Source organism: Allocatenococcus thiocycli (assembly GCF_921292965.1).
GTDB lineage: Bacteria > Pseudomonadota > Gammaproteobacteria > Enterobacterales > Vibrionaceae > Vibrio > Vibrio natriegens.
This window is the reverse complement of sequence record NZ_CAKLCK010000023.1, coordinates 37,491-60,611: the sequence shown is the minus strand read 5'-3', so window position 1 is coordinate 60,611 and position 23,121 is coordinate 37,491. Positions and strand designations below refer to the sequence as shown.

At 41.1% G+C, this 23,121-nt stretch carries 14 protein-coding genes, 1 tRNA gene, 2 rRNA genes and 3 pseudogenes; 19 read left to right on the top strand and 1 reads right to left on the bottom strand.

The genetic code is table 11. The features are described 5' to 3' along the window. Positions 1-141 precede the first annotated feature (141 nt). The 14 genes and pseudogenes from L9Q40_RS08080 to L9Q40_RS08015 all read left to right on the top strand — a co-directional run bounded on the left by L9Q40_RS08080 (position 142) and on the right by L9Q40_RS08015 (position 17,476). Positions 142-3,032 (top strand): 23S ribosomal RNA (locus L9Q40_RS08080). Positions 3,033-3,142: 110 nt separating this feature from the next. Further along, positions 3,143-3,258, top strand: a 5S ribosomal RNA gene (gene rrf, locus L9Q40_RS08075). 70 nt (positions 3,259-3,328) lie between these two features. Continuing rightward, a tRNA-Ser gene (locus L9Q40_RS08070) sits at positions 3,329-3,419 on the top strand. An 88-nt stretch (positions 3,420-3,507) separates the two neighbouring features. Continuing rightward, positions 3,508-4,860 (top strand): tyrosine-type recombinase/integrase, encoded by a 1,353-nt coding sequence (locus L9Q40_RS08065; RefSeq protein WP_498793004.1) that lies wholly within the window; start codon positions 3,508-3,510, stop codon positions 4,858-4,860. Between the two features lie 2 nt (positions 4,861-4,862). Next, positions 4,863-5,642 carry a hypothetical protein gene (locus tag L9Q40_RS08060; protein WP_498793003.1) on the top strand — a complete coding sequence of 260 codons (780 nt, stop codon included), beginning with the start codon at positions 4,863-4,865 and terminating at the stop codon, positions 5,640-5,642. Positions 5,643-6,078: 436 nt separating this feature from the next. After that, positions 6,079-7,386 carry a tyrosine-type recombinase/integrase gene (locus L9Q40_RS08055; protein ID WP_062865924.1) on the top strand — a complete coding sequence of 436 codons (1,308 nt, stop codon included), beginning with the start codon at positions 6,079-6,081 and terminating at the stop codon, positions 7,384-7,386. Positions 7,387-7,388: 2 nt separating this feature from the next. After that, a complete protein-coding gene (locus L9Q40_RS08050) occupies positions 7,389-8,213 on the top strand; it encodes a hypothetical protein (protein WP_498793002.1) in 825 nt (274 codons plus the stop codon). A gap of 153 nt (positions 8,214-8,366) precedes the next feature. Continuing rightward, positions 8,367-8,954: a hypothetical protein gene (locus L9Q40_RS08045; RefSeq protein ID WP_498793001.1), complete on the top strand. Its 588-nt coding sequence runs from the start codon at positions 8,367-8,369 to the stop codon at positions 8,952-8,954. Further along, positions 8,945-10,756: a relaxase family protein gene (locus tag L9Q40_RS08040; protein WP_498793000.1), complete on the top strand. Its 1,812-nt coding sequence runs from the start codon at positions 8,945-8,947 to the stop codon at positions 10,754-10,756. Before L9Q40_RS08045 ends, L9Q40_RS08040 begins: the two co-directional genes overlap by 10 nt. 259 nt (positions 10,757-11,015) lie before the next feature. After that, positions 11,016-11,228: pseudogene (locus L9Q40_RS08035) on the top strand (transposase); the annotation flags it as partial. 643 nt (positions 11,229-11,871) lie between these two features. Next, complete coding sequence (locus L9Q40_RS08030; RefSeq protein ID WP_318112300.1) at positions 11,872-12,360, top strand: DUF4231 domain-containing protein; 489 nt, start codon at positions 11,872-11,874, stop codon at positions 12,358-12,360. Then, positions 12,344-15,838 (top strand): tetratricopeptide repeat protein, encoded by a 3,495-nt coding sequence (locus L9Q40_RS08025; RefSeq protein ID WP_498792999.1) that lies wholly within the window; start codon positions 12,344-12,346, stop codon positions 15,836-15,838. The genes L9Q40_RS08030 and L9Q40_RS08025 overlap by 17 nt, the downstream gene beginning before the upstream one ends. Next, positions 15,819-16,274 (top strand): response regulator, encoded by a 456-nt coding sequence (locus L9Q40_RS08020; RefSeq protein ID WP_318112296.1) that lies wholly within the window; start codon positions 15,819-15,821, stop codon positions 16,272-16,274. The genes L9Q40_RS08025 and L9Q40_RS08020 overlap by 20 nt, the downstream gene beginning before the upstream one ends. Before the next feature lie 2 nt (positions 16,275-16,276). Next, positions 16,277-17,476, top strand: coding sequence for a phosphorylase family protein (locus L9Q40_RS08015; protein WP_161441650.1), 1,200 nt, complete (start codon positions 16,277-16,279; stop codon positions 17,474-17,476). A gap of 434 nt (positions 17,477-17,910) precedes the next feature. Here the strand turns inward: L9Q40_RS08015 and L9Q40_RS08010 are convergent. Further along, positions 17,911-18,945 (bottom strand): annotated as a pseudogene (locus L9Q40_RS08010) (IS630 family transposase). Between the two features lie 281 nt (positions 18,946-19,226). On the opposite strand from L9Q40_RS08010, the pseudogene L9Q40_RS08005 reads away from it, so the two are divergent. From L9Q40_RS08005 to L9Q40_RS07985, 5 genes and pseudogenes are all read left to right on the top strand, one after another. Then, positions 19,227-19,406 (top strand): annotated as a pseudogene (locus tag L9Q40_RS08005) (cytosolic protein); the annotation flags it as partial. Positions 19,407-19,504: 98 nt separating this feature from the next. After that, positions 19,505-20,524 carry an IS21 family transposase gene (gene istA / locus L9Q40_RS08000; RefSeq protein ID WP_050935650.1) on the top strand — a complete coding sequence of 340 codons (1,020 nt, stop codon included), beginning with the start codon at positions 19,505-19,507 and terminating at the stop codon, positions 20,522-20,524. Beyond that, entirely contained in the window at positions 20,521-21,315 is a 795-nt protein-coding gene (gene istB, locus L9Q40_RS07995) for an IS21-like element helper ATPase IstB (protein WP_050935648.1), read from the top strand. Before istA ends, istB begins: the two co-directional genes overlap by 4 nt. A gap of 129 nt (positions 21,316-21,444) precedes the next feature. After that, positions 21,445-21,984: a hypothetical protein gene (locus tag L9Q40_RS07990; protein WP_498792998.1), complete on the top strand. Its 540-nt coding sequence runs from the start codon at positions 21,445-21,447 to the stop codon at positions 21,982-21,984. A gap of 89 nt (positions 21,985-22,073) precedes the next feature. Then, the gene (locus L9Q40_RS07985; RefSeq protein WP_498792997.1) at positions 22,074-23,105 is read left to right on the top strand and encodes a cytosolic protein; all 1,032 of its coding nucleotides are present in this window, start codon (positions 22,074-22,076) and stop codon (positions 23,103-23,105) included. The last annotated feature ends 16 nt before the right edge of the window (positions 23,106-23,121 follow it).

Below are 23,121 nucleotides of genomic sequence, written 5' to 3'. Positions count from 1 at the left end.
GTTCTTGGAATTTGAGTCCGGCAAAATCGTAGTTTGGCTCTGCTTTTTAAAGCGGAAACAAACTAATGTCTCTCGCTCATTCAAATAATGAGAGACAACTTTGGTTGTTTAACATCAATTCGAAACTCCTTCGGGTTGTATGGTTAAGTGACTAAGCGTACACGGTGGATGCCTTGGCAGTCAGAGGCGATGAAGGACGTATTAACTTGCGATAAGCCCAGATTAGGCAGTAAAAGCCACTTGAGTCTGGGATTTCCGAATGGGGAAACCCACTTACATAAGTAAGTATCCTGTTGTGAATACATAGCAACAGGAGGCGAACCGGGGGAACTGAAACATCTAAGTACCCCGAGGAAAAGAAATCAACCGAGATTCCGAAAGTAGCGGCGAGCGAAATTGGACTAGCCCTTAAGCTTTACACGCGTTAGACGAACGGTCTGGAAAGGCCGACGATACAGGGTGATAGTCCCGTAGTTGACGATGTGTGTTCAGTGAAATCGAGTAGGGCGGGACACGTGATATCCTGTCTGAATATGGGGGGACCATCCTCCAAGGCTAAATACTACTGACTGACCGATAGTGAACCAGTACCGTGAGGGAAAGGCGAAAAGAACCCCTGTGAGGGGAGTGAAATAGAACCTGAAACCGTGTACGTACAAGCAGTAGGAGCAGGCTTTGTCCTGTGACTGCGTACCTTTTGTATAATGGGTCAGCGACTTATATTCAGTGGCAAGGTTAACCATCTAGGGGAGCCGTAGGGAAACCGAGTCTTAACTGGGCGTTCAGTCTCTGGATATAGACCCGAAACCAGGTGATCTAGCCATGGGCAGGTTGAAGGTTGAGTAACATCAACTGGAGGACCGAACCGACTAATGTTGAAAAATTAGCGGATGACTTGTGGCTAGGGGTGAAAGGCCAATCAAACCTGGAGATAGCTGGTTCTCCCCGAAAGCTATTTAGGTAGCGCCTCGGACGAATACTACTGGGGGTAGAGCACTGTTAAGGCTAGGGGGTCATCCCGACTTACCAACCCTTTGCAAACTCCGAATACCAGTAAGTACTATCCGGGAGACACACGGCGGGTGCTAACGTCCGTCGTGGAGAGGGAAACAACCCAGACCGCCAGCTAAGGTCCCAAATTACTACTAAGTGGGAAACGATGTGGGAAGGCTCAGACAGCCAGGATGTTGGCTTAGAAGCAGCCATCATTTAAAGAAAGCGTAATAGCTCACTGGTCGAGTCGGCCTGCGCGGAAGATGTAACGGGGCTAAGTAGTAAACCGAAGCTGCGGCAATATACTTTTGTATATTGGGTAGGGGAGCGTTCTGTAAGCGGTTGAAGGTGTGTGGTAACGCATGCTGGACGTATCAGAAGTGCGAATGCTGACATGAGTAACGATAAAGGGGGTGAAAAACCTCCTCGCCGGAAGACCAAGGGTTCCTGTCCAACGTTAATCGGGGCAGGGTAAGTCGACCCCTAAGGCGAGGCCGAAAGGCGTAGTCGATGGGAAACGGGTTAATATTCCCGTACTTCTTACAATTGCGATGGGGGGACGGAGAAGGCTAGGTGGGCCTGGCGACGGTTGTCCAGGTTCAAGTGCGTAGGCTTGAGAGTTAGGTAAATCCGGCTCTCTTTAAGGCTGAGACACGACGTCGAGCACCTACGGGTGTGAAGTCATTGATGCCATGCTTCCAGGAAAAGCCTCTAAGCTTCAGATTGTAAGGAATCGTACCCCAAACCGACACAGGTGGTCGGGTAGAGAATACCAAGGCGCTTGAGAGAACTCGGGTGAAGGAACTAGGCAAAATGGTACCGTAACTTCGGGAGAAGGTACGCTCTCGACGGTGAAGTCCCTTGCGGATGGAGCTATTGAGAGTCGCAGATACCAGGTGGCTGCAACTGTTTATTAAAAACACAGCACTGTGCAAAATCGTAAGATGACGTATACGGTGTGACGCCTGCCCGGTGCCGGAAGGTTAATTGATGGGGTTAGACTTCGGTCGAAGCTCTTGATCGAAGCCCCGGTAAACGGCGGCCGTAACTATAACGGTCCTAAGGTAGCGAAATTCCTTGTCGGGTAAGTTCCGACCTGCACGAATGGCGTAATGATGGCCACGCTGTCTCCACCCGAGACTCAGTGAAATTGAAATCGCTGTGAAGATGCAGTGTACCCGCGGCTAGACGGAAAGACCCCGTGAACCTTTACTACAGCTTGGCACTGAACATTGACCCTACATGTGTAGGATAGGTGGGAGGCTTTGAAACGAGTACGCCAGTATTCGTGGAGCCGTCCTTGAAATACCACCCTTGTAGTGTTGATGTTCTAACGTCGACCCCTTATCGGGGTTGCGGACAGTGCCTGGTGGGTAGTTTGACTGGGGCGGTCTCCTCCCAAAGCGTAACGGAGGAGCACGAAGGTGGGCTAATCACGGTTGGACATCGTGAGGTTAGTGCAATGGCATAAGCCCGCTTGACTGCGAGAATGACAATTCGAGCAGGTGCGAAAGCAGGTCATAGTGATCCGGTGGTTCTGAATGGAAGGGCCATCGCTCAACGGATAAAAGGTACTCCGGGGATAACAGGCTGATACCGCCCAAGAGTTCATATCGACGGCGGTGTTTGGCACCTCGATGTCGGCTCATCACATCCTGGGGCTGAAGTCGGTCCCAAGGGTATGGCTGTTCGCCATTTAAAGTGGTACGCGAGCTGGGTTTAGAACGTCGTGAGACAGTTCGGTCCCTATCTGCCGTGGGCGTTGGAGAATTGAAAGGGGCTGCTCCTAGTACGAGAGGACCGGAGTGGACGAACCTCTGGTGTTCGGGTTGTGTCGCCAGACGCATTGCCCGGTAGCTAAGTTCGGGATCGATAACCGCTGAAAGCATCTAAGCGGGAAGCGAGCCTTGAGATGAGTTCTCCCTGATACTTTAAGTATCCTAAAGGGTTGTCGTAGACTACGACGTTGATAGGCAGGGTGTGTAAGCGTTGTGAGGCGTTGAGCTAACCTGTACTAATTGCCCGTGAGACTTAACCATACAACACCCAAGGGGTTTTGATGGACTCAATGAAAGAACATTGAATGTGTAACAACGAGAATTAACAACAGCTTTCCAAGTTTTCTCTAGAAATAGAGAGTAAGAATTTGCTTGGCGACCATAGCGTTTTGGACCCACCTGATTCCATTCCGAACTCAGAAGTGAAACGAAATAGCGCCGATGGTAGTGTGGGGTTTCCCCATGTGAGAGTAGGACATCGCCAGGCTTTAAATATCGTTACCTGTGGAAACATGTAACAACATCATCAGTGTACTAATCTGAAGATGACAATTTGTGGAGAGATGGCTGAGTGGTTGAAAGCACCGGTCTTGAAAACCGGCATACGTTAATAGCGTATCTAGGGTTCAAATCCCTATCTCTCCGCCATTTTTCTTACGCATTAAGCCCTTGATTTTCAAGGGCTTTTTCGTATCTACAGTACTGCAAATCACTTTCATGACAATGAGGTGAGACAATGTACTTACAAAAAGCGCCCAACGGCGTATATCAAACCCGCATTTGCATCCCTAAACTACTACGTGAGTTTGGTTATCCTTTCGATATCAAAGTTAGTCTTTTAACTAAAGAGCGCTCAGATGCAATAGAGCGCAATTTTAAAACAGCTTCTTGTATTAAAGGAACCCTGAGTCTGATCGACCATAATCAACCTCCTCTTTTTTCAGCGTTTAAAGCAACGCTTGATAAGAGAATTGAAGCTCTACGTTTCTCATTTACGTCGACTGCTGGTCAATCTTATTCAAAGATATTTGAAGCGCCGCCAGAGCTTATGGAGCACTTCCAAAATGACATATATACTAACTTACCAAGTGAAGTTGACTTAACAAATCTTGAAGAAACTGATCCTGCGATTAAAAGCGTTCCGACTAAAGTGATTCCTTTTTCGAAATTGCTTGAGCGATTTCTAGAAAGTAAAAAGAAGCGCAATGTGCGTCAACTAACAGTTCATCAGCTCAATCAACGTATTTCTCACTGTATCAACTTTCTTGAAACACAAAATGTGAATCGCAATACAGTCTGTATTTCTGACTTAGAAGACTATATTGATCTACTCTATTCGGAATCACGGTCATCAAAAACTAATAAAGATTACTTTTCGGCTGTAAAACAGTTTTTCAAATGGCTGAAATCAAAGAAGTATATTCTAGAAAACCCAACGGAAGATCTCAATCCGAAGTTCAAAAGCCAAAAACACGTTAGTGAACAGCGTGATCGTTGGACTGATGAAGAACTCTCTCAACTAATTCAAAGCCCTGAATTCGTTCAAGCATCATTAGATTTTCAATGGATAAGCAAGCTACAGCTCTTTCATGGACTGCGAACGGGAGAAGCATGCCAGCTCTATATACAAGATATCGTTCTTAACACAAAAATTCCGCACATTAAAATAACGGATCAGTCAAAAGATCAACACTTAAAAAACGAGCATGCTGTTCGTTCTGTTCCACTACATCCCGCTATCCATGAAGACTTCGTACTTTTCTATAAAAGTCGCCTTCATAAAGGTAATGTCCCTTTATTCAATTATCCTCCGCTTGGAAAGGATAAAGATTGGACAAAAACATATCGCACCCAGTTTGGAAAGCTTCAAACCAAGCTAGGTATGCCTGCGGGCAAGCGTCCAACAGCGTATGGATTGCGACACACATTTATCGATGAACTTAAAGAGCAAGATGTAGCAGAACATAGCGTTGCCGAGGTTGTTGGTCATACCAACCCGAATATGACCTTCGGTCGGTATGGGAAGAAACATAAATTAGAGAAATTGCTTGAAATCGTTAGCACGTTCCAAATGGAACTAGAGGGGTAATTATGCAAGAACTCAGTCAATCGCTACGAAAAACTATTGTTCTAGCACTCGAAGAGGGAGCTTCATACCGCGATCAACTCGATCTATCTCGCTTTCTAGCAATGGGGGTTGCGATGGAGCAGATTCACCTTATTGATACAGCGATATCTCTGCTACAGATCCATCCCTATTTGAACCAACACGACTTTGAATCAAAGTACGGTGTACAAAAGGTTCAGCTTACGATTGGCAGCGTGAGTAGCTTTAAGAACCTTCTCAGTCTAGAGGAATATACTTATCGCGACTGGTTAAAAATCAATAAGCTGACTGAAGATGAACCTCTTTGCTTACCATATTTGGTGTATCAATATTTCTCAGACGAAATTCGTCGCGATTTTATGAACGGTGCTTATCTTGTGGATAATCTACAAATCCAACTCGGCTCCAAGCAGTTAAATAGCTTCAAGTTTAAGTGTGGAACTACTGTTGGTATCCCGACAGATGTATTTGACATCATGATCTTTATTTTGATTTCGCGTTTTGGTAGGTACACAGGCTTTAAAATGAACTTAACTGACTCGGTACTGCATCTTTTCTCGCATACAGATAGCGTTGATATAGAAGTCCGTACCTATGCAACCGAGTTTTCGCATCGTACACAACATTCTGTATGCCTTATAGATGATCTCAACGAATCCAGTCCAATGCGCAAAGTGCGAAAGATTATCAAACTGGAGGAGTTTTCCATTTTTCACAAATGTAACTCAAATCGTGAGTTACTAGACTTGTTAGATTTTAGCTGAGTGACGAAATGATGACTAACCAAAACGACTCGCCAAAGGTCACATTAGATATAATGCAGCGAAGTTATTAACGCTCGTTTCTTCAGCGTTCTAATCCCACAACTTTGTATTTCTAAAACCCAGAAGGCGTAGTGTAATTATTTGCACCACGTCATTTTTCGTGACATGCATCACATTTATTGAATTTAATGGTAAACGTTGTATCTTGCAAGGGAAGAAACTTACGATAAGTTAGTTAGCACTCACACTTATAAATATCAATAAGTTACGCTATGAAAAATATTCCAGATATATATATTTTTCTTTATTATACATAGACTTACATCAAAGTTAATTGTGCGTAACTATTGTGTAAAAAGAAACGTTGTGGTTTGATAATAAGCAAATAAACCAGACCATTATACATAATAAGGCTCCGCCAGAAGAGCCGCCCTTAATGGCCTATCACTCTATAGGTCTAGAAATGAACCCTACGAAGAAAAATGAAAAATCCCCTCGCCTGAAGTCTCGAATTCAAAAAGCTCGGAAAGGCACCCGCAAGTCTAAAGTCTCCCTTGATAAAAATGATCACAAGCTCAATTCTGTTGCTCGTGCTGTTTGCCATGCGTTAGAAATCAACGAGCCAGTGGTAGCAGAATCTACCTTTAATGGAATGAAAACACATGGCAGACATATCATCAGAAACTTGGGGGAAAAGCTCCTTTCTGAACTCACTATTGAAGATATTGATAATCTAACAACTACCCTCCTTAAACAGGGAAAAAAGGGTAAGGTTATTAACGGTTGTTACACTATCTTGCGAGCTGTTTGCTCTAAAGCCTGCTTGTCTGAACATCAGAAAAACGACTTAATGGAAGGTATCAAAAACCTGAAAGTTGTTAACGATGATCCTTTTCCCTTAACCGAAGACGAAGTTCGTCAATTATTGTTGACTGATACCGACAATGAGATGGCAAAAGACATGGCTTCTTTTGCCATTCTAACGGCATTACGTATCAGCGAACTCATTTGTACTTGCTGGGAAAATATCGAGTTTTATACAGAACAAGGAATTGAAAAATGTCGACTATACGTTGACTTAGCAAAACCTCTAAACAAGTACAAAGTAACTAAAACAGAAGAGTCTGAACGAACAATTGAGCTATCAGCAGAAGCCGCTCAAATACTCCGCAAACTAGAGAGCTTAACTGGTGACAAAGATCCAATCGCTATTGACGTTGTGCAACGAGATAACATCACAGTTAAACGAGAAAAACGCAGGTTTGTTTTTTTTAATGAGCAAACGGGTCATCCATGGCTGAACCCTAAACAGTTTGCGAAGCAGTTCTTTACTGGTTTCTTGAAAGAGGCAGGTGTTCCTCATAGAGGCCCAAACCAATTGCGACATACGGGAGCGTCGATACCTTTTAATCGTGGAGTCAGTGTAGCTTGGATCGCGGAATTACTCGGGCATCGAGACGTCAGCATTGTAGAAAAGCATTATGCGAAACGTAATAAGGTAAGTTTGAAGAAAGAGCAAGTCAAAGCAGATAGGACAATAGCAGAACTATTTAAAACGGGTGATTCAAACAGCATTTTCGTACCCAATGACATTGTTGAAACTAAGCAAGCAGCGCAGTCCATCGCCAGTGATGATAAAGCATTTATACAAAACTTACTCGAACTAGCACGGGTTGCAAAGAGTGATAAACACAGAGAGCAAATCTACAAAATTATCGATGATACGCTTAAAGTTGGACAGTAATTATGAATACTACTTTGTCTTCCTCTCTTCCTGCCTTCCTCGGTCAGGAAGAAAGTCTTGTATTGCTCCGTGAAAGATTTTCCGCTGAACTGGAAAAACAAGGCTATTCAACAGAAAAAGGTAAAACCATTGACGAGTATGCCTCAGCATTTAGCGATTTAAACACAGCACCCACTTCAGCAAAAGCGCTTCAAAAGCGTGTTGGTGGTGATTTTAGGCGAGTAGCGATCGCTTTCAAAATACTTAGGAAAGCTACAAAACCAACTACTGTCGTTCGTAATAAAGCGCTGTGGTTTGTTGACTCTGAGCAGCGACTGACTTCTGCGCTTCAAGCCGAAATGTCTATCGTTTGGAAGGCTTTCGATGGTGAGGTTCAACAGCTCGTTAGCGCCCATACCCAAGAATCTCTTAAGCAAATTGATGAATTAGAAAAAGAAAACAAAGAGCTTGTTGAGTTCATTGACGAATTGCAAAAGCAGATACGGCAAACTGATTCACAGAGTCAAAAGTACAATGAGCTAGAAAACAAACTTGCTCAATCAGAGCAAGTTGTTTCGGACTACCGCGCTAGAGTTGACCAACAACAGCAAAAGCTCGATACGTTACTTTTGGTAAGTCAGGAGCTTTTTGTTGAACGCGCTCGTGCGAAAATGTTAGACGAGCATATCGCTTCATTAACTCGCGATAAAGAACGCCTACAAGAACACAACACAAAACTCATTGAAAGTCTCACGAGCGCTCATCCAGATTGGTATTTCGGCGATTTGAGTGATGCAGATTCCAGCTTATCCGAAGAACTCCATGTCGACGACAGTGTGGAAAATTGATGTAAAAGCCAAAGAGCAAGGTTACCCCAACCCCGTATGAAGCTTCATCGGGTTGGGAATCTAAGCGGCTGCTTAGGAACGCTTGGGCTGCGCCCAAACCCCTGAAAAAACTGGCCAACAAACAGAATTAGACCTATCAAAGTAGGCGCATCTATGATTAAAAAATACAAGAAAAAACAGATAGAAGAGCACTATCTTAACAACCCGAAGCTCACCAAAATATTTGAAGAAAAGCTTGAGTACTGTGTCGAGCACAACATCAAAATTACCAAAACCCGCATGACGAAAGAGACGAAACTGAAGTCAGCGGAAGTGGATGCTCTTTATCATCATTATTGTGAAGCAAAGAGTACTCGTATAGAAATGAACTGTACGCTCTTAGATAAAAAGATCTGGAAATACAAAGCTGAGCAAGCAGGAAAAACGGTGTCTCAGATTGCTTCTGAATCCCTACATAAAACTCAAATCATAGTGCCTTTTGCAGAACAGACTAGAAAAGAGATGTTAGGCGTAATCCATGAACGTGTACGTTTCAATTCTCTGCTTAATCAGACCGTCAAGTGGTGTAACACTCATAAATCTGGAGCGGAAGCAGTTCAAATCTTGCTAGAGCTTAACCAGCTCAACAAAGCATTTGAGCAGCACGATCTTCGAGTAATGAATATTCTAGCCAATCCACAGGTTGACTATAAATACCGAGTCGCAAAAGTAGATCCATTATCGGTGGAATTATGGCAGTAATATCATTTTTCCAAACTAGTGGAAAAGACCAGACTAACCCACAAGCTGCAACAAACTATCTCTATGGTCCTCTGTGCAGCCTCAGTGACGAGCAAAAAAGAATTTACAGCGATGCTTATCAAATGCGTAAATCTGCCAGAGAAACGAACGACATACAGACAGAGTGGGAATGCGACTACATTCTCCAGCAGCAAAAAGGAAAACGTAGAGAACCGCCACCAGAAGCAATTAATGGTAATCGCAAAGCGGTCGAATATGCGATTGCACATACGCCTCACCAACATAAATATGTTTCTGGTGTGATTGCTCACGCGTTGGAAGATACAGATAAGTTGCAAGCTAATCCAGAAATTGAAGCGGAATGGCGAGAGTTATTCGAAGACTTATGTTTTGCGGGGTTCCCCACCAATGAACGTCTAATTGATTGGGTGCGTCACACGCACCAAGGCAATATTGAAAATCATTTTTTGATACCAAGGATTCACCTGGCAACAGGATTGTCATTCAACCCTGCTCCACCAGGGCATGAACAAGACTTCAATCTACTGCGGGATTACTTAAATCTTAAGCATGATTTAGTGAGTCCTCTCGATTCTCTTCATAAACGACTTACTCAAGACGGTAGCGGCTTTGACAAGCGGCACAAGCTAAAGAAAGCAATCAATGTCTGGATTAAAGACATGATTGCTAATAATCGAGTAAATAACCGCAATGACATTATACAAGCACTAAGTAGCAATAAGTTTAAAGAAATGGTCGGGGTTACCCATGTTAGTGAATCGAGCAACTTCGTCCGTTTGCACTTTAAAGACAAAAAGAACGTGCGTCTTCATGGTTTTGTGTTTACTGATCAGTTTCGTTCTAGAAACTCCTTAACCCAGTCCAGTGAGCCATTACAAAGCAAACAAAGTCGACTAGAGGAGTTAAAAGACCAACTCAATAAAGCGATTATTAAACGAGCTAACTACAACAACAGACGTTATGGATTACACAAAAGTAAGCCCGAGTTCAATGTGAGCAAAGTGCATTACTTACCTTTGAACTCCCGTTGGACAGCTACGCCATCTTTTTACATACCGCAACCTCACGTTAATTTTGCACAAATACCCGAGTTCAACCCATCCCTAAAAGGTTTTGAGATGGTTAAGCAAATTGAAGAAAGAAAGGCACTAACTGAACGAAACGCAAGGTTAGCGTTAGAACAGTATCACGAACAACAACAAAAGTTTATCCAAGAATGGATGAGTTTTTTGCTAGAAGGGAAAATAGAATATGAGCGACATCGAGAAGCAATTAGCTTCACAAATTATGTCATTGACGAAGAATCAGCAGATTTCAAACGAGCATTTACTCGCTATGATCGAGACACAGAACGAGTTTTACTTGAACACGATAAAAGAAATCCAAGAACAGTATCAACGCGAACGCAAAACAATCCTGAACGAAATTATTCAGACACATCAGAACATTCAGCAGGAATACCAAGCCTCAGTCGAAGCGTTACAGGGGCTATCGAAAGCCTCAAACGAAGTATCCGTATCCACGAGACAGCAAATCGAGCAATTGAAACACCGCTTGAACATGCTGGAAAGCTCGCAGAAAGACAGCGGGATAGCTATCTCGAACTTAGTCGAGCTTTTGACGTTATAGCTTCCGAACCGACATTGAAAGATGAGCTGAAATCGCGCTTGGTTAGAAATGAAGCACATAAAACATCACTTGTGAAAAAAGACGGTTTGAGGCGGGTTCTTAAAAAACTAACGAAGCCACAACCGCATGAGCAAGAGAGATTGGAGCGTTAAGTTGAATTGAAATTATGACAACAAAATCTCTTCTAGTAGCCTAGTGCAGATACCACACCCAATAATGTGTTAGTAAGGAGGAGATGTCATCAGCGTCAATTGAAGATCATAGCTTGCTGTGTTTTACCCCCGATAGGGGGTAAACTTCTTTTTACCCCCTATCAGGGGTAAATCTACCCTTAATCGAAGGTAACATGAGAAATTGTTATGTTGATAACATCGTCCAAGCAGTTAATCAAGTGGCACACATGGATACTCGCTCAATGATATTGCAGCGCGACTAGGGGTATCTGGAAAGACGCTTTATAAATGGGTGTCAAAGTTCTCAAAGCCTTCAGCAAAGCGTAAACAAGACGACGATCTCCCAGCGGAGGTAGCACGCTTTAAACGTCAATTAAAACGAGCAGAGCAAGAAAGAAATATATTAAAGGAAGCCGCTCGGTTCTTTGCACATCGAGCCACAATCGTATGAGCAAGAGGGATTAGAGTTATAACTTGAATTGAAATTATGACAACTGAATCTCTTCTAGCAATCTTGTGCAGGTACCACACTCAATTAATGTGTTAGTAAAGAGGAGATGCCATCTTACTTCCTACCGCGAAACTAGATCCATATATAATTCACAGCGTACGCTTCGTGTTTTCTACACCGAAAAACTTTTGCCTCAACGTCAGTTAGATCAGATGGGCAGTTTACTTTTAGCCTTACTCTTGCAAGTTACGTCTGGTTGGTCTATCTGAATGTATAGTAAATAATCACTTCTGTGATAGCATTGTCAGATACATGAAGCTTTGGTGACGTGAAGGCGGTAGCTTGCTGATTTTCCTTAAATTAATCGAGCATCCAGTTCTTTGTAAAACCAACGCTCAACTATCCGTTGTGTTGAGGCTTTGTTGACACCAAAAGGTCGACCTTTTCGCCAACCCAAAAGCCTATGGAGATAGAGTATAGACGAGACCACATGAGTAAGCTGAAGGGAATGTTCACTAACTGGAAATAATACAATAATGCGATCGTTAACCGAGGCACGATGCTATCGTTGATTGGTGCTCTAACACCCCGTAGGAACGCAGAGATAGACAAATTTAACTTAGCCATGATTTAAGAGTCAGGAATGAATAAAGATAATGTAGAAGCAGCTTCGGCTGTGCAATCAGTTGTTGAAGAAAAAATTAGAGGTATGAAAGATAAGGCTAATCACAACAAATTTGAAGCATTGTGGAGTTTTAAAGCTGTAATGTTATCGACACTTCTAAGCCCTTTATTCGTAGCTTTTGGCGATGGATTAGTCTACGGAAAAATCATACCTGCCATTCTTTCTCTTATCGCTGCCGCTTTTACTGCATGGATTCAATTAAGAAAGCCTCAATCTCTTTGGACAAATTACAGAACAGCCCAAAGAAGAATGGAAGTTGAGTTAGATTCCTATAAATTCAAGTTACATGGCTATGATGATGAAGGTTGTAACCCAGAAAAAATACTAATGACAAGAGTCAACGATATTTATTTGGAAACACACTACAAATGGAGCGACTTGGTTCCTACTGCACACGAACTAAACAAAATCAATAATGCTGGAGATGAAAGTGCCAAGAAACAGTAGAAGTAGAAAAGGAAAAAAACAGTCTAATTTGTCAAAGGTTTTAGGTCGAGATCGCAGTAGATACAATGTTGTGGCTTGTTTTCATTTAGAGTTAAGTGCGAGTGAAATTGAAAACGCAGTAAGCTTAATCTCCAAGCGTGGTGATTTTTCCAAGCAAATTAATCTAAGTTTGAATAGTGATTTTAAAGATTATTATGACGTAAACCTTCCATTTTGCGATCTTTCAAAAAATGTTTCCTGGTGTTTAGGTGTATTAATATATCATAAAAACATAGTCAAAATATTCACTATGCTAGAAAGAAAATTACAATATATGATTCTTAACGAGGATTATGTGGAAGCTTTACGTAATCTCGATGAAATAGATCAGTGTTGTGGTATGTCTACTTGGTCGCTTGGAATACGTTCATCAATATTGAAACTAATGGATGATGATAATAATCATACAGAATTAGTCAAAAGCATATTAGAAAACCCTAAATATAATGGTTTTTTTAAAACGATATGTAAATATACCTTTGACCGTTATGACGAAAGCTATATTAACATTAGTACTGCAGAGTCGTTTAGAAAGCAACTAATTAGGACGCTTGATTCAGAAGTTAGTGATTTTTTGATCTATAAGATAACACCTAAAAACTATTTATCTGACTATGATATTGATTTTAATAGCGTTTTAGATAATGAGAAAAGAAGCTCCATTATTGATATTTATAAAGCAATGACGGCTTATATTGAAAGTGAAGTTGCTAAGAACAAGCCACTCTCAAATCAATTGAAAAATACTATATTGAAATTGAGTTCGATTACAGATGAGGCAATAGTAAGGAACTCAAAAAAATTCTTTAATATAGGAAATTCTGATAATAAATTCTTTTTTGATCATAGCCTTATGGACTTGTATACGGAGGGGAAATATACCGATCTGGTATTTTCACATTCCCATGAAAATACTAACTACAACTTCACAACTTTTGAGATAATTGTCAAGGCAATGGCAAGAATTGAAGAAAACTCTTTTTCAGGCATAAAAAAAAGAATTGCTGAAAATATAATTTCAGTTATTCTTAAAAAAGATGACTACTACTCTTCATACTATTCTTTGCTGAACTTATGCTATGCATTTTCTAGTCTCGGATGGTTTCAAGAACTACAGTTGTTTATATCTAAAGAATTTAAATTCATTAATGAAGAGTTAAATAAAAAACTAGAAAGGTTGATTTCTCTAAATTCAGTTGAAGATACACCTCGAAAACTTAAATATTTTAAGGGTAAAAACGCAGATTATTTTAGTGATTTTTTGTCAAACGTTAGTGAAAGATCTATTACAGCAAAGCTATTTAGAGCTTTAAACAACGATAATATAGTCGAAAAGTATGATGAATTAATTCCACCAGACATAGACAATATCAGGGCAAAAAAATATAAAGCGATAACATATATTAATAACGGTAAAAAATCAGAAGCTATTGCTTTATTTGAAAGTGTTATAAACAATAGCCCATTACTAGACTCTTATGATGGCCTAAAATTTCTCGTAAATGCATACATAGATAACGGTGATAAGGATAAAGCAATTGGTATTTTTGTTGACCATGTCTTAGGCAATAAAAATAATATTCTAATCTTTGATGTAGACAAAATTGCAAACTCTGCAAGAGAACTGGTAAATGAAACAAAAAATATTGAAGTGCCAATATGTTTATCGCTTTACTCTAGGTATATAGGAGATAAGTTTGACTCTGCATTAAAAGTCAGTATTGACCAATTCTTAACGATGAATGCTTTAAATACACCATCAGACTTGTTTGATAGAGATATTGGAGTCACTGAAGATAAAGTAGATTACTTTTTAGAGCATGTATGCACAACTAATAATATGAAGTTGTCACTTTTGTTTGATAATAAAGAACAAATTGAACTATGTAGAATTAAAATATGTAATGGACTTATTGAGAAAGGCGTATCCAAAGATAAGCTCGATAAGCTTGTGGAAGAAACCAAGAGTATAACTAAAGAGCAGGTTTTTAAAAAGGCTGCGGCGCAAGTCGATCAAAGCCGAATCTATGTAGATACTAGTTCATTAAAAGACAATCGTTCTAAAAGCTTTAAAGATGTCTTCAACCGATTTTGCGAACTTAAAATGGCAGACTATTCGGGATTCGAAGATGAACAAACTCTTGCTAATATAAGTAAGATATTACCAGGCATTGAAGGTAATATCTTCGATGCAGCAAGCCAATTGCATATTATGAATGTGAACTTTAACGAAAAGAATAGAACTTTTCATAAGTTAATTAGTATGCTTAGAGATGAGTTTACATTTGGTGAAAAAGGGCTAAATAGCTACCTTAGTACTAGAATAAGACATGGAGTTTTACCTACGGCACTGAGGAAACCTGTTCAAAATGAAATGTTGTGGTCTGCAATTGATACTGAAACCCAAGAAGCAAAAAACAATACATATTGGCCAGGAAAATTCGTAAACTTAGATGACAAAGATCGAAAATATCTAATATTTAGCCTTGCAAAATTTACAAAGTCTTTTGAAAAATTTATCGATGAAATAAATGACAGTTGGTTACAGATTGTTTCGCTTGATCAGGATATTAGTAATATCAAGAAAGGTGTGAACAAAAGTAAAGCCTTATTCAATTATTCTATATCAGTAACTGAAACTTATATTCTTCAATCATTAATAAAAAATGATGAGTATGCAAATCTTGTTGAATTTGTTTTGTCTTGGTTATGGCACAGGACCGATACTAATCTTTTGGCGATTCGTCATGAGATAGAAAATAAAGCTTTAGAAAGATTTAAACTGATATTTGATGAGCTTGAGAAAGATATCAACACACTTAATCTAGAAAAAGAACAGGCAGAGCTTATATTAAGTTCCATTAGAAAGGCTAGAGAAGGACTGAGCGGTCAATTAACAGTGATTGCATCATGGTTCAAAAGATCTACAGCAGATAATATAGAAGAGTTTGAACTGAATACAGCAATTGATATCGCTTCACGCTCTACAAATGTAAATGTTGATATTGTTAATTGTCCATCAATATCAATAAAAGGTAGATATCTATCGAGCTTTGTAGATATATTCTATATTATCTTTGAAAATGCCGTAAGTAAAAGTAAGATTTCAGATAACTCGCTAATGGTTAAAGTGGACATTAGCATTAAGGATTCAGAACTTGTTTTAGCATTCGAAAATAATTGCGTTCAAGTTGATGTTGATGCCAAAAATAGCGATCTAGATGAATACCGCAACGTATATGGTGATAAAGAACTGATGGCAGCGGCTTCTCAACATGAAGGTGGAACTGGAATATTTAAAGTTTGTAATACTATAAATAAGGATTTCGGCATTGAGCACACGAATGAGTTTGGATATTCTAACGAATGTTTATTTGAAACTAAAATCGTCCTTAAAAACGCCCTTGAGGTAATTACTTATGAAGATTTTGTTAGTTGAAGATCAGTTGGATAAAAAAGAGAATATACTCAATTTCATTGAAAGTATATTCTCAGATTTTGAAGTTTCAGACTGCAGTTCTTTAAGAGGTGCATTAAGAGAAATTGTATCAAATAATAATTATGACCTAATTTTATTGGATATGAGTATGCCTGCATTTGATCCATCAGAATCGTATATGGATGACTCTCCTGAAAGTTATGCTGGTATGGAATTAATGGAACAGATGAAACTACGTTCAATTAAAATCCCAGTTATAGTCGTGACCCAATTTTCTTCATTTGAAGGTGGTTCTGTAGCTCTGGATGGTCTTTCAAGCAGTTTCGTTAGCAAGTTCCGTGATTTCTATTATGGACATGTTTACTACAACTCAGCAAATGAAAACTGGAAAAGCGAGTTAGAGGCGAGAATTAAAAGTCTTAATGAGAGTAAATAACGATGGCCAAAGCGAAGATATTAGTCGTAGATGATAATTATGAGAAGGTACAAGGAATCGCAGCGTCTCTTAAAGAGTTTAATTTTGAGATTAAGACAGTACTTTCTGCAAGATGCGCTCTTATGGAGCTGAAAAGTACAAAATATGAATTACTCGTATTAGACCTGCAAATACCAGAAGCTTTGGGAGAAGATATTGACCCCGATGGTGGAGTCAAGCTTTTAAGAAATATCGCAGACAATGTTATGATTAAAAAACCTAAGCATATATTGGGTTTCACTTCACATCAAGATTCTTTCCAATCATCAAAAAATGAGTTTGACTCTAGAGGATGGTTGCTGCACTTATTTAATGGTGATTTTGACGTAATTAAGAGCGCTATTTGTTCCCAGCTACAATACTCTGCAACAAACAGTGATTTCTGTGATGTTGTTATTGTTACTGCACTCGAGCATACTGAGTTAGAAACTGTTCTTAAACAACAAGTAGGTTGGGAAAAATTACCCGACAAAAGCGATCCTAGTTCTTACTATAAAGGAACTATTTCTAGCTGCCAAGGCAATGACTTATCGATTGTAGCTGTTTGTTGTCATGGAATGGGAATGGCTAATGCTGCTTCAATTACTATGAAGGCTTGCCTTAAATTTAGTCCACAATACGTTTTGATGACAGGCATAGCAGCAGGTATCGAAGGAAAGGTGAAGCTTGGTGATATACTTATTGCTGAAACATGTTGGGATTGGGGCAATGGTAAACAAACTTTAGTAGATGGTAAGCCTCAGTTTTTAGCCGCACCTAAGCAAGAGATTATTGATGAGTCATTGAGGATAAAGCTTCGAACATTAGCGACTAACAGAGATTACTTAGACGAAATTTACAATAATTGGCCTAGTTCCTTAAGACCTTCTTATGCTCTTTCTGCCCATTTAGGGCCTTTGGCCTCAGGTGCTGTAGTGTTGGAAGACCCCAATGTCGTTGCTGAAATTAAACGAAATAATCGAGAGACAGTCGGAGTTGAAATGGAAGCATACGGTGTAATGTTAGCTTCGAGACTGAGTAGTTCAACGCCTCCAAAGTCTTTGGTTATTAAGTCAGTTTGTGACTTTGCCGATCCATCAAAAGATGACTCGTATCAAGGTTATGCAGCTCATACCAGCACAAGTTTCGCCTTCAAGGTAATCGAAAATATTTTGGATGCGTAAACTACCCACCTTTAGAATAGAATATTATTTTTGCTTTCTATCAGGGCATCTCATTGATTCCCAAATCTTTTTAAAATTAGTTGCGTTTTAAGTCTTTCTTATCTTGTCTGGTAACCCAGAGATGAGTTGAACATCGCTACATTGACTTTTTGTAAACGACCTGTAATATTATGTCTAAGCCAATTGACTTAGACACTTGCAATCGATTTGCGTAACTAGATGTGGAAAACTCTTTTATATACAAGGGTTTGCGAAAGATTTTTAGCAAGCGATAGGGTTCAAATCCCTATCTCTCCGCCACATTTAGAAAGCCTGCAAAGAAATTTGCAGGCTTTCGTCGTTTTAGCCAATGGAAAAATTTAACGGGATTTCTAAATCCCTAGTTGAACGCAACCCCGGCACTCAGCCACATTTAGTAATACTAATGACATTAATTAAGTGGTCAGTTTCGTCCCGTATCTAAAGCAGAGCGAGATAACTCTGCTTTGTTCTCTGCAAAACGATTCCAAGCAGAGCAAATGATATCAACAATCTCTTCATAGCTATCAAAGCATCGGTTTGCTAATTCATTCTGCCGTAACCAACTCCATACTTGTTCGATAGGGTTTAGCTCTGGAGAATAGGGTGGAAGTTTGATGACACTGACATTCTTAAAGTCATTGGTAATGTCTTCTGTATGCCATCCTGCTCCATCCATAACAACGACGGCGTGACGCCCCTTCTCCGTGACTGCCGATATTTGTTTTAAGTGCTCTATCATGATGTCTTTACTAACCCAGGGGACAACGATAGCCTCACCAATTCCTTTGCTGGGACAAACGGAACCGAACAGATAGGCATACTCAAACTGTTGTTGCTTCTCGGCTCTTGGGCGAGTTCCTTTTTCAGCCCATAAACGTGTGGTCGCGTTTTGTTGCCCAAATCTGGCTTCGTCCTGAAACCAGGCATCGACACACTCTAAAGCTATATGTCCTGGGATCTTAAGGATCGTTTCTATTTTAAATTTTTTTAAAATCGTCTTGTATTTGTTGAGATTGTTTGGGGTGTTTTGAGCGGGAAGTTATCCATGAAAAGCCCATGTGGTCGAGCAGGTAATAGATAGAATCAGGGTGGTAGTGCTGGCCAAATTCTTTCACGATATAAGCGTGGATGTCGGCACCAGTCAGTCGTCCGCCTTGTGTATCATTGGCTTTATCTTTTATGTATTGGCTCAATTGCTCTTTTTGCTCGGAAGTTAAGAATGGTGGTCTTCCTGTTCTTGGCTTTTCTTGCAGTCCTTCCAGCCCTTCTTCAAGAAAGGTCTGAACCCACTTATTGACACTGGTTCGGCTTACCTTGAGAAACTTGGCGATTTGTGTGCGAGAGTGCCCATCTTTGAAATGAGCGAGGGCCAGCAGTCTCATTTTCATCTGGATGGATTTCTGCTGGCTTGCGAGCTTTTTAAAGTCGATATTATTGAGGCTATCCATAGCGAATCAGTTCTATTGTTGGATGGCTTCAATTAGATCATATTTTTAGTTAGATTGGTATAACGTCTTGCTTATCAAGTAAGTACTTCTTCTAAAATTTACCTTTCTCGAACCTCTTTCTGTACATTTGCTTTCAAGTTAAGTTCGCGTCGATTCTTTTCCGTGCAATAGTTTCTTCATTGGCTAGTAAGATTTCTGTGAAGCGGTGCTTTATAGGGTCCTTAATAGCATTTTGGTAAACTTAACAGAGAGATAAAGTGTGTTACTTATTTGGAGGATGAATGAAGTTACTGTACTGGTTAGATGAATGGCGAACGTATACCCGTATTGAACAGCGGTCTAAACTACCGATTTCCGGGTTTGATTTACTTGACGATGTGTATGTTAGGTATGAGTTAGTCGATCCGAATAAGCCTTTACTGTTTACCTTTTCTCCTTCTGGTACTGATGTTCAGGTACAGGTGTCAGCGCCGATGTAAAAATGACCCACTAACGCCGATTTAAAATTGACCCACCTGAGTCAAACTATCCGTTCGTAACATGGACAAAGCGGCGGATTATGATCAATCAGGAGCAACTAGTGGAAATACACGTTTTACATCAGCAAGGGTGCAGCATCCGCCGTATCGCAAAGGAGCTGGGGATCTCAAGGAATACCGTTCGTACTTATCTGCGAGATAGAAGCAAAGCACCCGTGTACCCCGAGCGTCAATCCCGACCAACTAAACTTCAGCCCTACCATGACTACTTGTGTACGCGGATTGAAGCCGCAAAGCCTTATTGGATACCCGCAACCGTCTTACTACGTGAGTTAAAATCACTTGGTTATGAAGGCGGTATAACGATGCTTAAGGAGTACATCAAACAGTACAAACCAAGTACGCCTGTCGACCCTGTCGTTCGGTTCGAGACATTGCCAGGTGAGCAGATGCAAGTGGACTTTACGACCATCACCCATTACGGAGTCCGTGTTAAAGCCTTCGTGGCAACGCTTGGTTATAGCAGAGCGACGTTCGTTCGCTTTAGTGAACGAGAGCGCCAAGAAGACTGGATAGAAGGTCTTGAAGAAGCGTTTGAATACTTCGGTGGCGTCCCCAAAGAAGTTCTGTTCGATAATGCGAAAGCCATCATGATAGAGCGTGATGCATACGGTGAAGGTGAGCACCGCTGGAACCCTGCACTGCTCACCGCAGCCAAGAAGTACAATTTTAAACCGAGAGCCTGTCGTCCATATCGCGCAAAGACCAAAGGAAAAGTGGAGCGATTTAACTCCTACTTGAAGAATAGTTTCGTCACTCCTCTTGCGGCGACACTCAAGCAACACGGACTTAAAATCACCGTCGATGTTCTTAATGGACATATCGGCGCATGGCTAGAAACCGTCGCTCACCAACGAACTCATGGTACGACAGGTGCAAAGCCTCAGGTTCTCTTAGATGAAGAGCGCTTTACACTTCAGTCGCTACCATCGCCGACACGCCCAGTCACACCACTAACAATAAGCGATAGTGTGATGCCACTTGAGAGCTTCCAGCACCCACTCTCGACGTATGATGCGTTGTTGGAGGTACGACCATGAACCTTCAAATGAGTCGTATCGAGGCTGCCTGTGCAACGCTGAAGTTACAAGCTATCGGTCAGGAGTGGCCGAGACTGGCAGAAGCAGCCAACAGTCGTGAACTGAGTCTAGCCGATTACTTAGAGTCACTTCTGAACGCTGAACTGGAAGCGCGAGCAGAACGCACAAGAGCCACACTGACTAAGTTCGCCAGCTTCCCAATGGAAAAAACGTTCGATGACTATGACTTCAAGTTCGCAACGGGTGCCCCAAGAAAACAGCTCAAGGAGTTAACAGGGTTAGCCTTCATTGAGCGAAAGGAAAACGTGGTATTACTCGGCCCAAGTGGCGTTGGTAAGAGCCACCTTGCAGTGAGCCTTGGCCAAATAGCGGTTCAAAAGGGCCTAAAGACACGGTTCATCACCGCAGCAGACTTGATGCTTCAGCTATCTACAGCAAAAGCTCAGGGTAAGCTTGAAAGCTACTTGAGACGAAGTGTACTCGCACCTAAGCTACTTATCGTCGATGAAATCGGCTACTTACCGTTCGGCAGAGAAGAGGCCAACTTGTTCTTTAACGTCATCGCCAAACGTTATGAGCAAGGCAGCATTATCGTGACCAGTAATTTGCCGTTCTCTCAATGGTCAAATGCGTTCGCCGATGATACAACGTTGACGGCGGCATTACTCGATAGACTTCTTCATCACTCGCACATTGTACAAATCAGCGGTGAAAGCTATCGATTAAGAGGAAAGAAAGCGGCTGGAACCATACCAGCGGTTCTAGAAAGTCTATCTGAAGGCAAAAGTTAATTGTATGGGTGGGTCAATTTTACTTCGGCGATAACGTCGATAAGTGGGTCAATTTTAAACTGGCGTTGACAACAGGATTTAAACCCGAATTTTAAACCCTGGGGTTATCAGCTCGCAGAACAGCAAGAAGTGAACATTATTGCTTTCCAGCATTTGGGTAAAAGTAATTGGTTCCGAAGTCGTAATTTGATTTTCTTTCTTGAGCAGTTATCCGAGCTATTAGCGCCCTTTAAGTGTCGTTTGGGTTATGGTCAGAGCCGAGGTGGCTTTGCTGTTGGTGCATTTTCAGAGTTGCTAAAGTTGGACCATGTCCTGCTGTTTTATCCTGTTAGTACGAAGAATAAGACTATTGTTCCATGGGATGACAGACCTAGCACTGATTTAGCTCAGCAGTTTGACTGGGAAAGTGGCTACCATGATCGAGATTTGGGTGATGCCAAAGGTTACGTTATTTATGACCCTACCAATTGCATCGATCGTCTGCATGCAGAACGTTACCCGGAACTCACGCACTTAAAAGTTGTTGGAATGGGGCACGGAACCCAATCCAACCAATTGGATAAATTAGAATTTTTTAATTCAGTGGCGGAGGAATTTATCCGCCATCAACAGATAGATATTGCCCAATTTAATGAGCAAACCAAGACTTTGTTTTTAAAAGAGGACTGATATCAGAGCCCCTGCGATAGGGGGAATGATCACGCACTAAAAATTAAATTTTTAATACAATTGCTAGGCGCAATTTAGATGGAGGATTAATGAAGTTACTGTACTGGTTGGACGAATGGCTGACTCTTTCTCGTAAAGAACAGGAAACCAGACTACCAATATCCGGGGAGGACTTGCTTGATGATGTCTTTGTTAAGTATGAGTTTGTTGATCTTAACAAACCACTATTGTTCACCTTTTCTCCTGCAGGTACTAACTTGCAAGTACAGGACTTACATCCCGATTTCGCGCCTTGGGGCTATCGTCTAGCCCAAAAACAAAAAGTAAATATTATTTCTTTCCAGCATCTAGGTAAAAGTAATTGGTTTCGCAGCCGTAACTTGATTTTCTTCCTTGAGCAACTGTCAACGCTGCTGGCGCCTTTCGAGTGCCGTTTAGGTTATGGACTGAGTCGGGGAGGTTTCGCGATAGGGGCATTCGCCAATTTGCTTAAGCTCGACCAAGTTCTGCTGTTTCATCCGGTTAGTACCAAAAACCAAGCACTGGTGCCTTGGGATAACAGATCCAGTACTGAAATAGCGCAACAGTTTGATTGGGATGGTGATTACCACGATCTGGATCTAGGAGATGCAAAAGGCTATATCATTTATGACCCGACGAATGATATTGACCGACTTCATGCTAAGCGATACCCAGAGCTGACGCATCTGAGGGTATTTGGCATGGGGCATGGAACTCATGCTACTTACATGAATAAATTTGGCTTTTATAAACAAGTTGCCGCGGATTTTATTCGTCATCAGAAGATAGATATTGCACAGTTTCGCCATCAAACCAAAACACTGCGCTTAAAAGAGGATTACTACCAGTGCCTCAACAAGGCGAACGAAAACTCCACACATCGTCTTGGATTATTGAGTAAAGCGCATAATGTGTTAATTGATGAGAAGAAAGAGCATGTGAAAGAGCATCAGGCGCAGATTGATATTCAGCCACTGGTAGACATTGCGCTCAAGCATGAGCATGACAATCCACAAGATACGGTGCAGCTTTTAGAGGTTGCTCAACAATTGGTTCCTGGTGATCCTTTAGTTGAACATAAGCTTCAGCAATTGACTTAATCTCTATTGCACAGCC

Excerpts from the sequence above, each read along its gene's own strand:
- L9Q40_RS08040 (WP_498793000.1), top strand. The coding sequence starts at position 8,945 with ATGGCAGTAATATCATTTTTCCAAACTAGTGGAAAAGACCAGACTAAC.
- istA (WP_050935650.1), top strand. The coding sequence starts at position 19,505 with ATGATCAATCAGGAGCAACTAGTGGAAATACACGTTTTACATCAGCAA.
- L9Q40_RS08065 (WP_498793004.1), top strand. The coding sequence starts at position 3,508 with ATGTACTTACAAAAAGCGCCCAACGGCGTATATCAAACCCGCATTTGC.
- L9Q40_RS08045 (WP_498793001.1), top strand. The coding sequence starts at position 8,367 with ATGATTAAAAAATACAAGAAAAAACAGATAGAAGAGCACTATCTTAAC.
- istB (WP_050935648.1), top strand. The coding sequence starts at position 20,521 with ATGAACCTTCAAATGAGTCGTATCGAGGCTGCCTGTGCAACGCTGAAG.
- L9Q40_RS08020 (WP_318112296.1), top strand. The coding sequence starts at position 15,819 with ATGAAGATTTTGTTAGTTGAAGATCAGTTGGATAAAAAAGAGAATATA.
- L9Q40_RS08015 (WP_161441650.1), top strand. The coding sequence starts at position 16,277 with ATGGCCAAAGCGAAGATATTAGTCGTAGATGATAATTATGAGAAGGTA.
- L9Q40_RS08050 (WP_498793002.1), top strand. The coding sequence starts at position 7,389 with ATGAATACTACTTTGTCTTCCTCTCTTCCTGCCTTCCTCGGTCAGGAA.
- L9Q40_RS07985 (WP_498792997.1), top strand. The coding sequence starts at position 22,074 with ATGAAGTTACTGTACTGGTTGGACGAATGGCTGACTCTTTCTCGTAAA.
- L9Q40_RS08060 (WP_498793003.1), top strand. The coding sequence starts at position 4,863 with ATGCAAGAACTCAGTCAATCGCTACGAAAAACTATTGTTCTAGCACTC.
- L9Q40_RS08030 (WP_318112300.1), top strand. The coding sequence starts at position 11,872 with ATGAATAAAGATAATGTAGAAGCAGCTTCGGCTGTGCAATCAGTTGTT.
- L9Q40_RS08055 (WP_062865924.1), top strand. The coding sequence starts at position 6,079 with ATGGCCTATCACTCTATAGGTCTAGAAATGAACCCTACGAAGAAAAAT.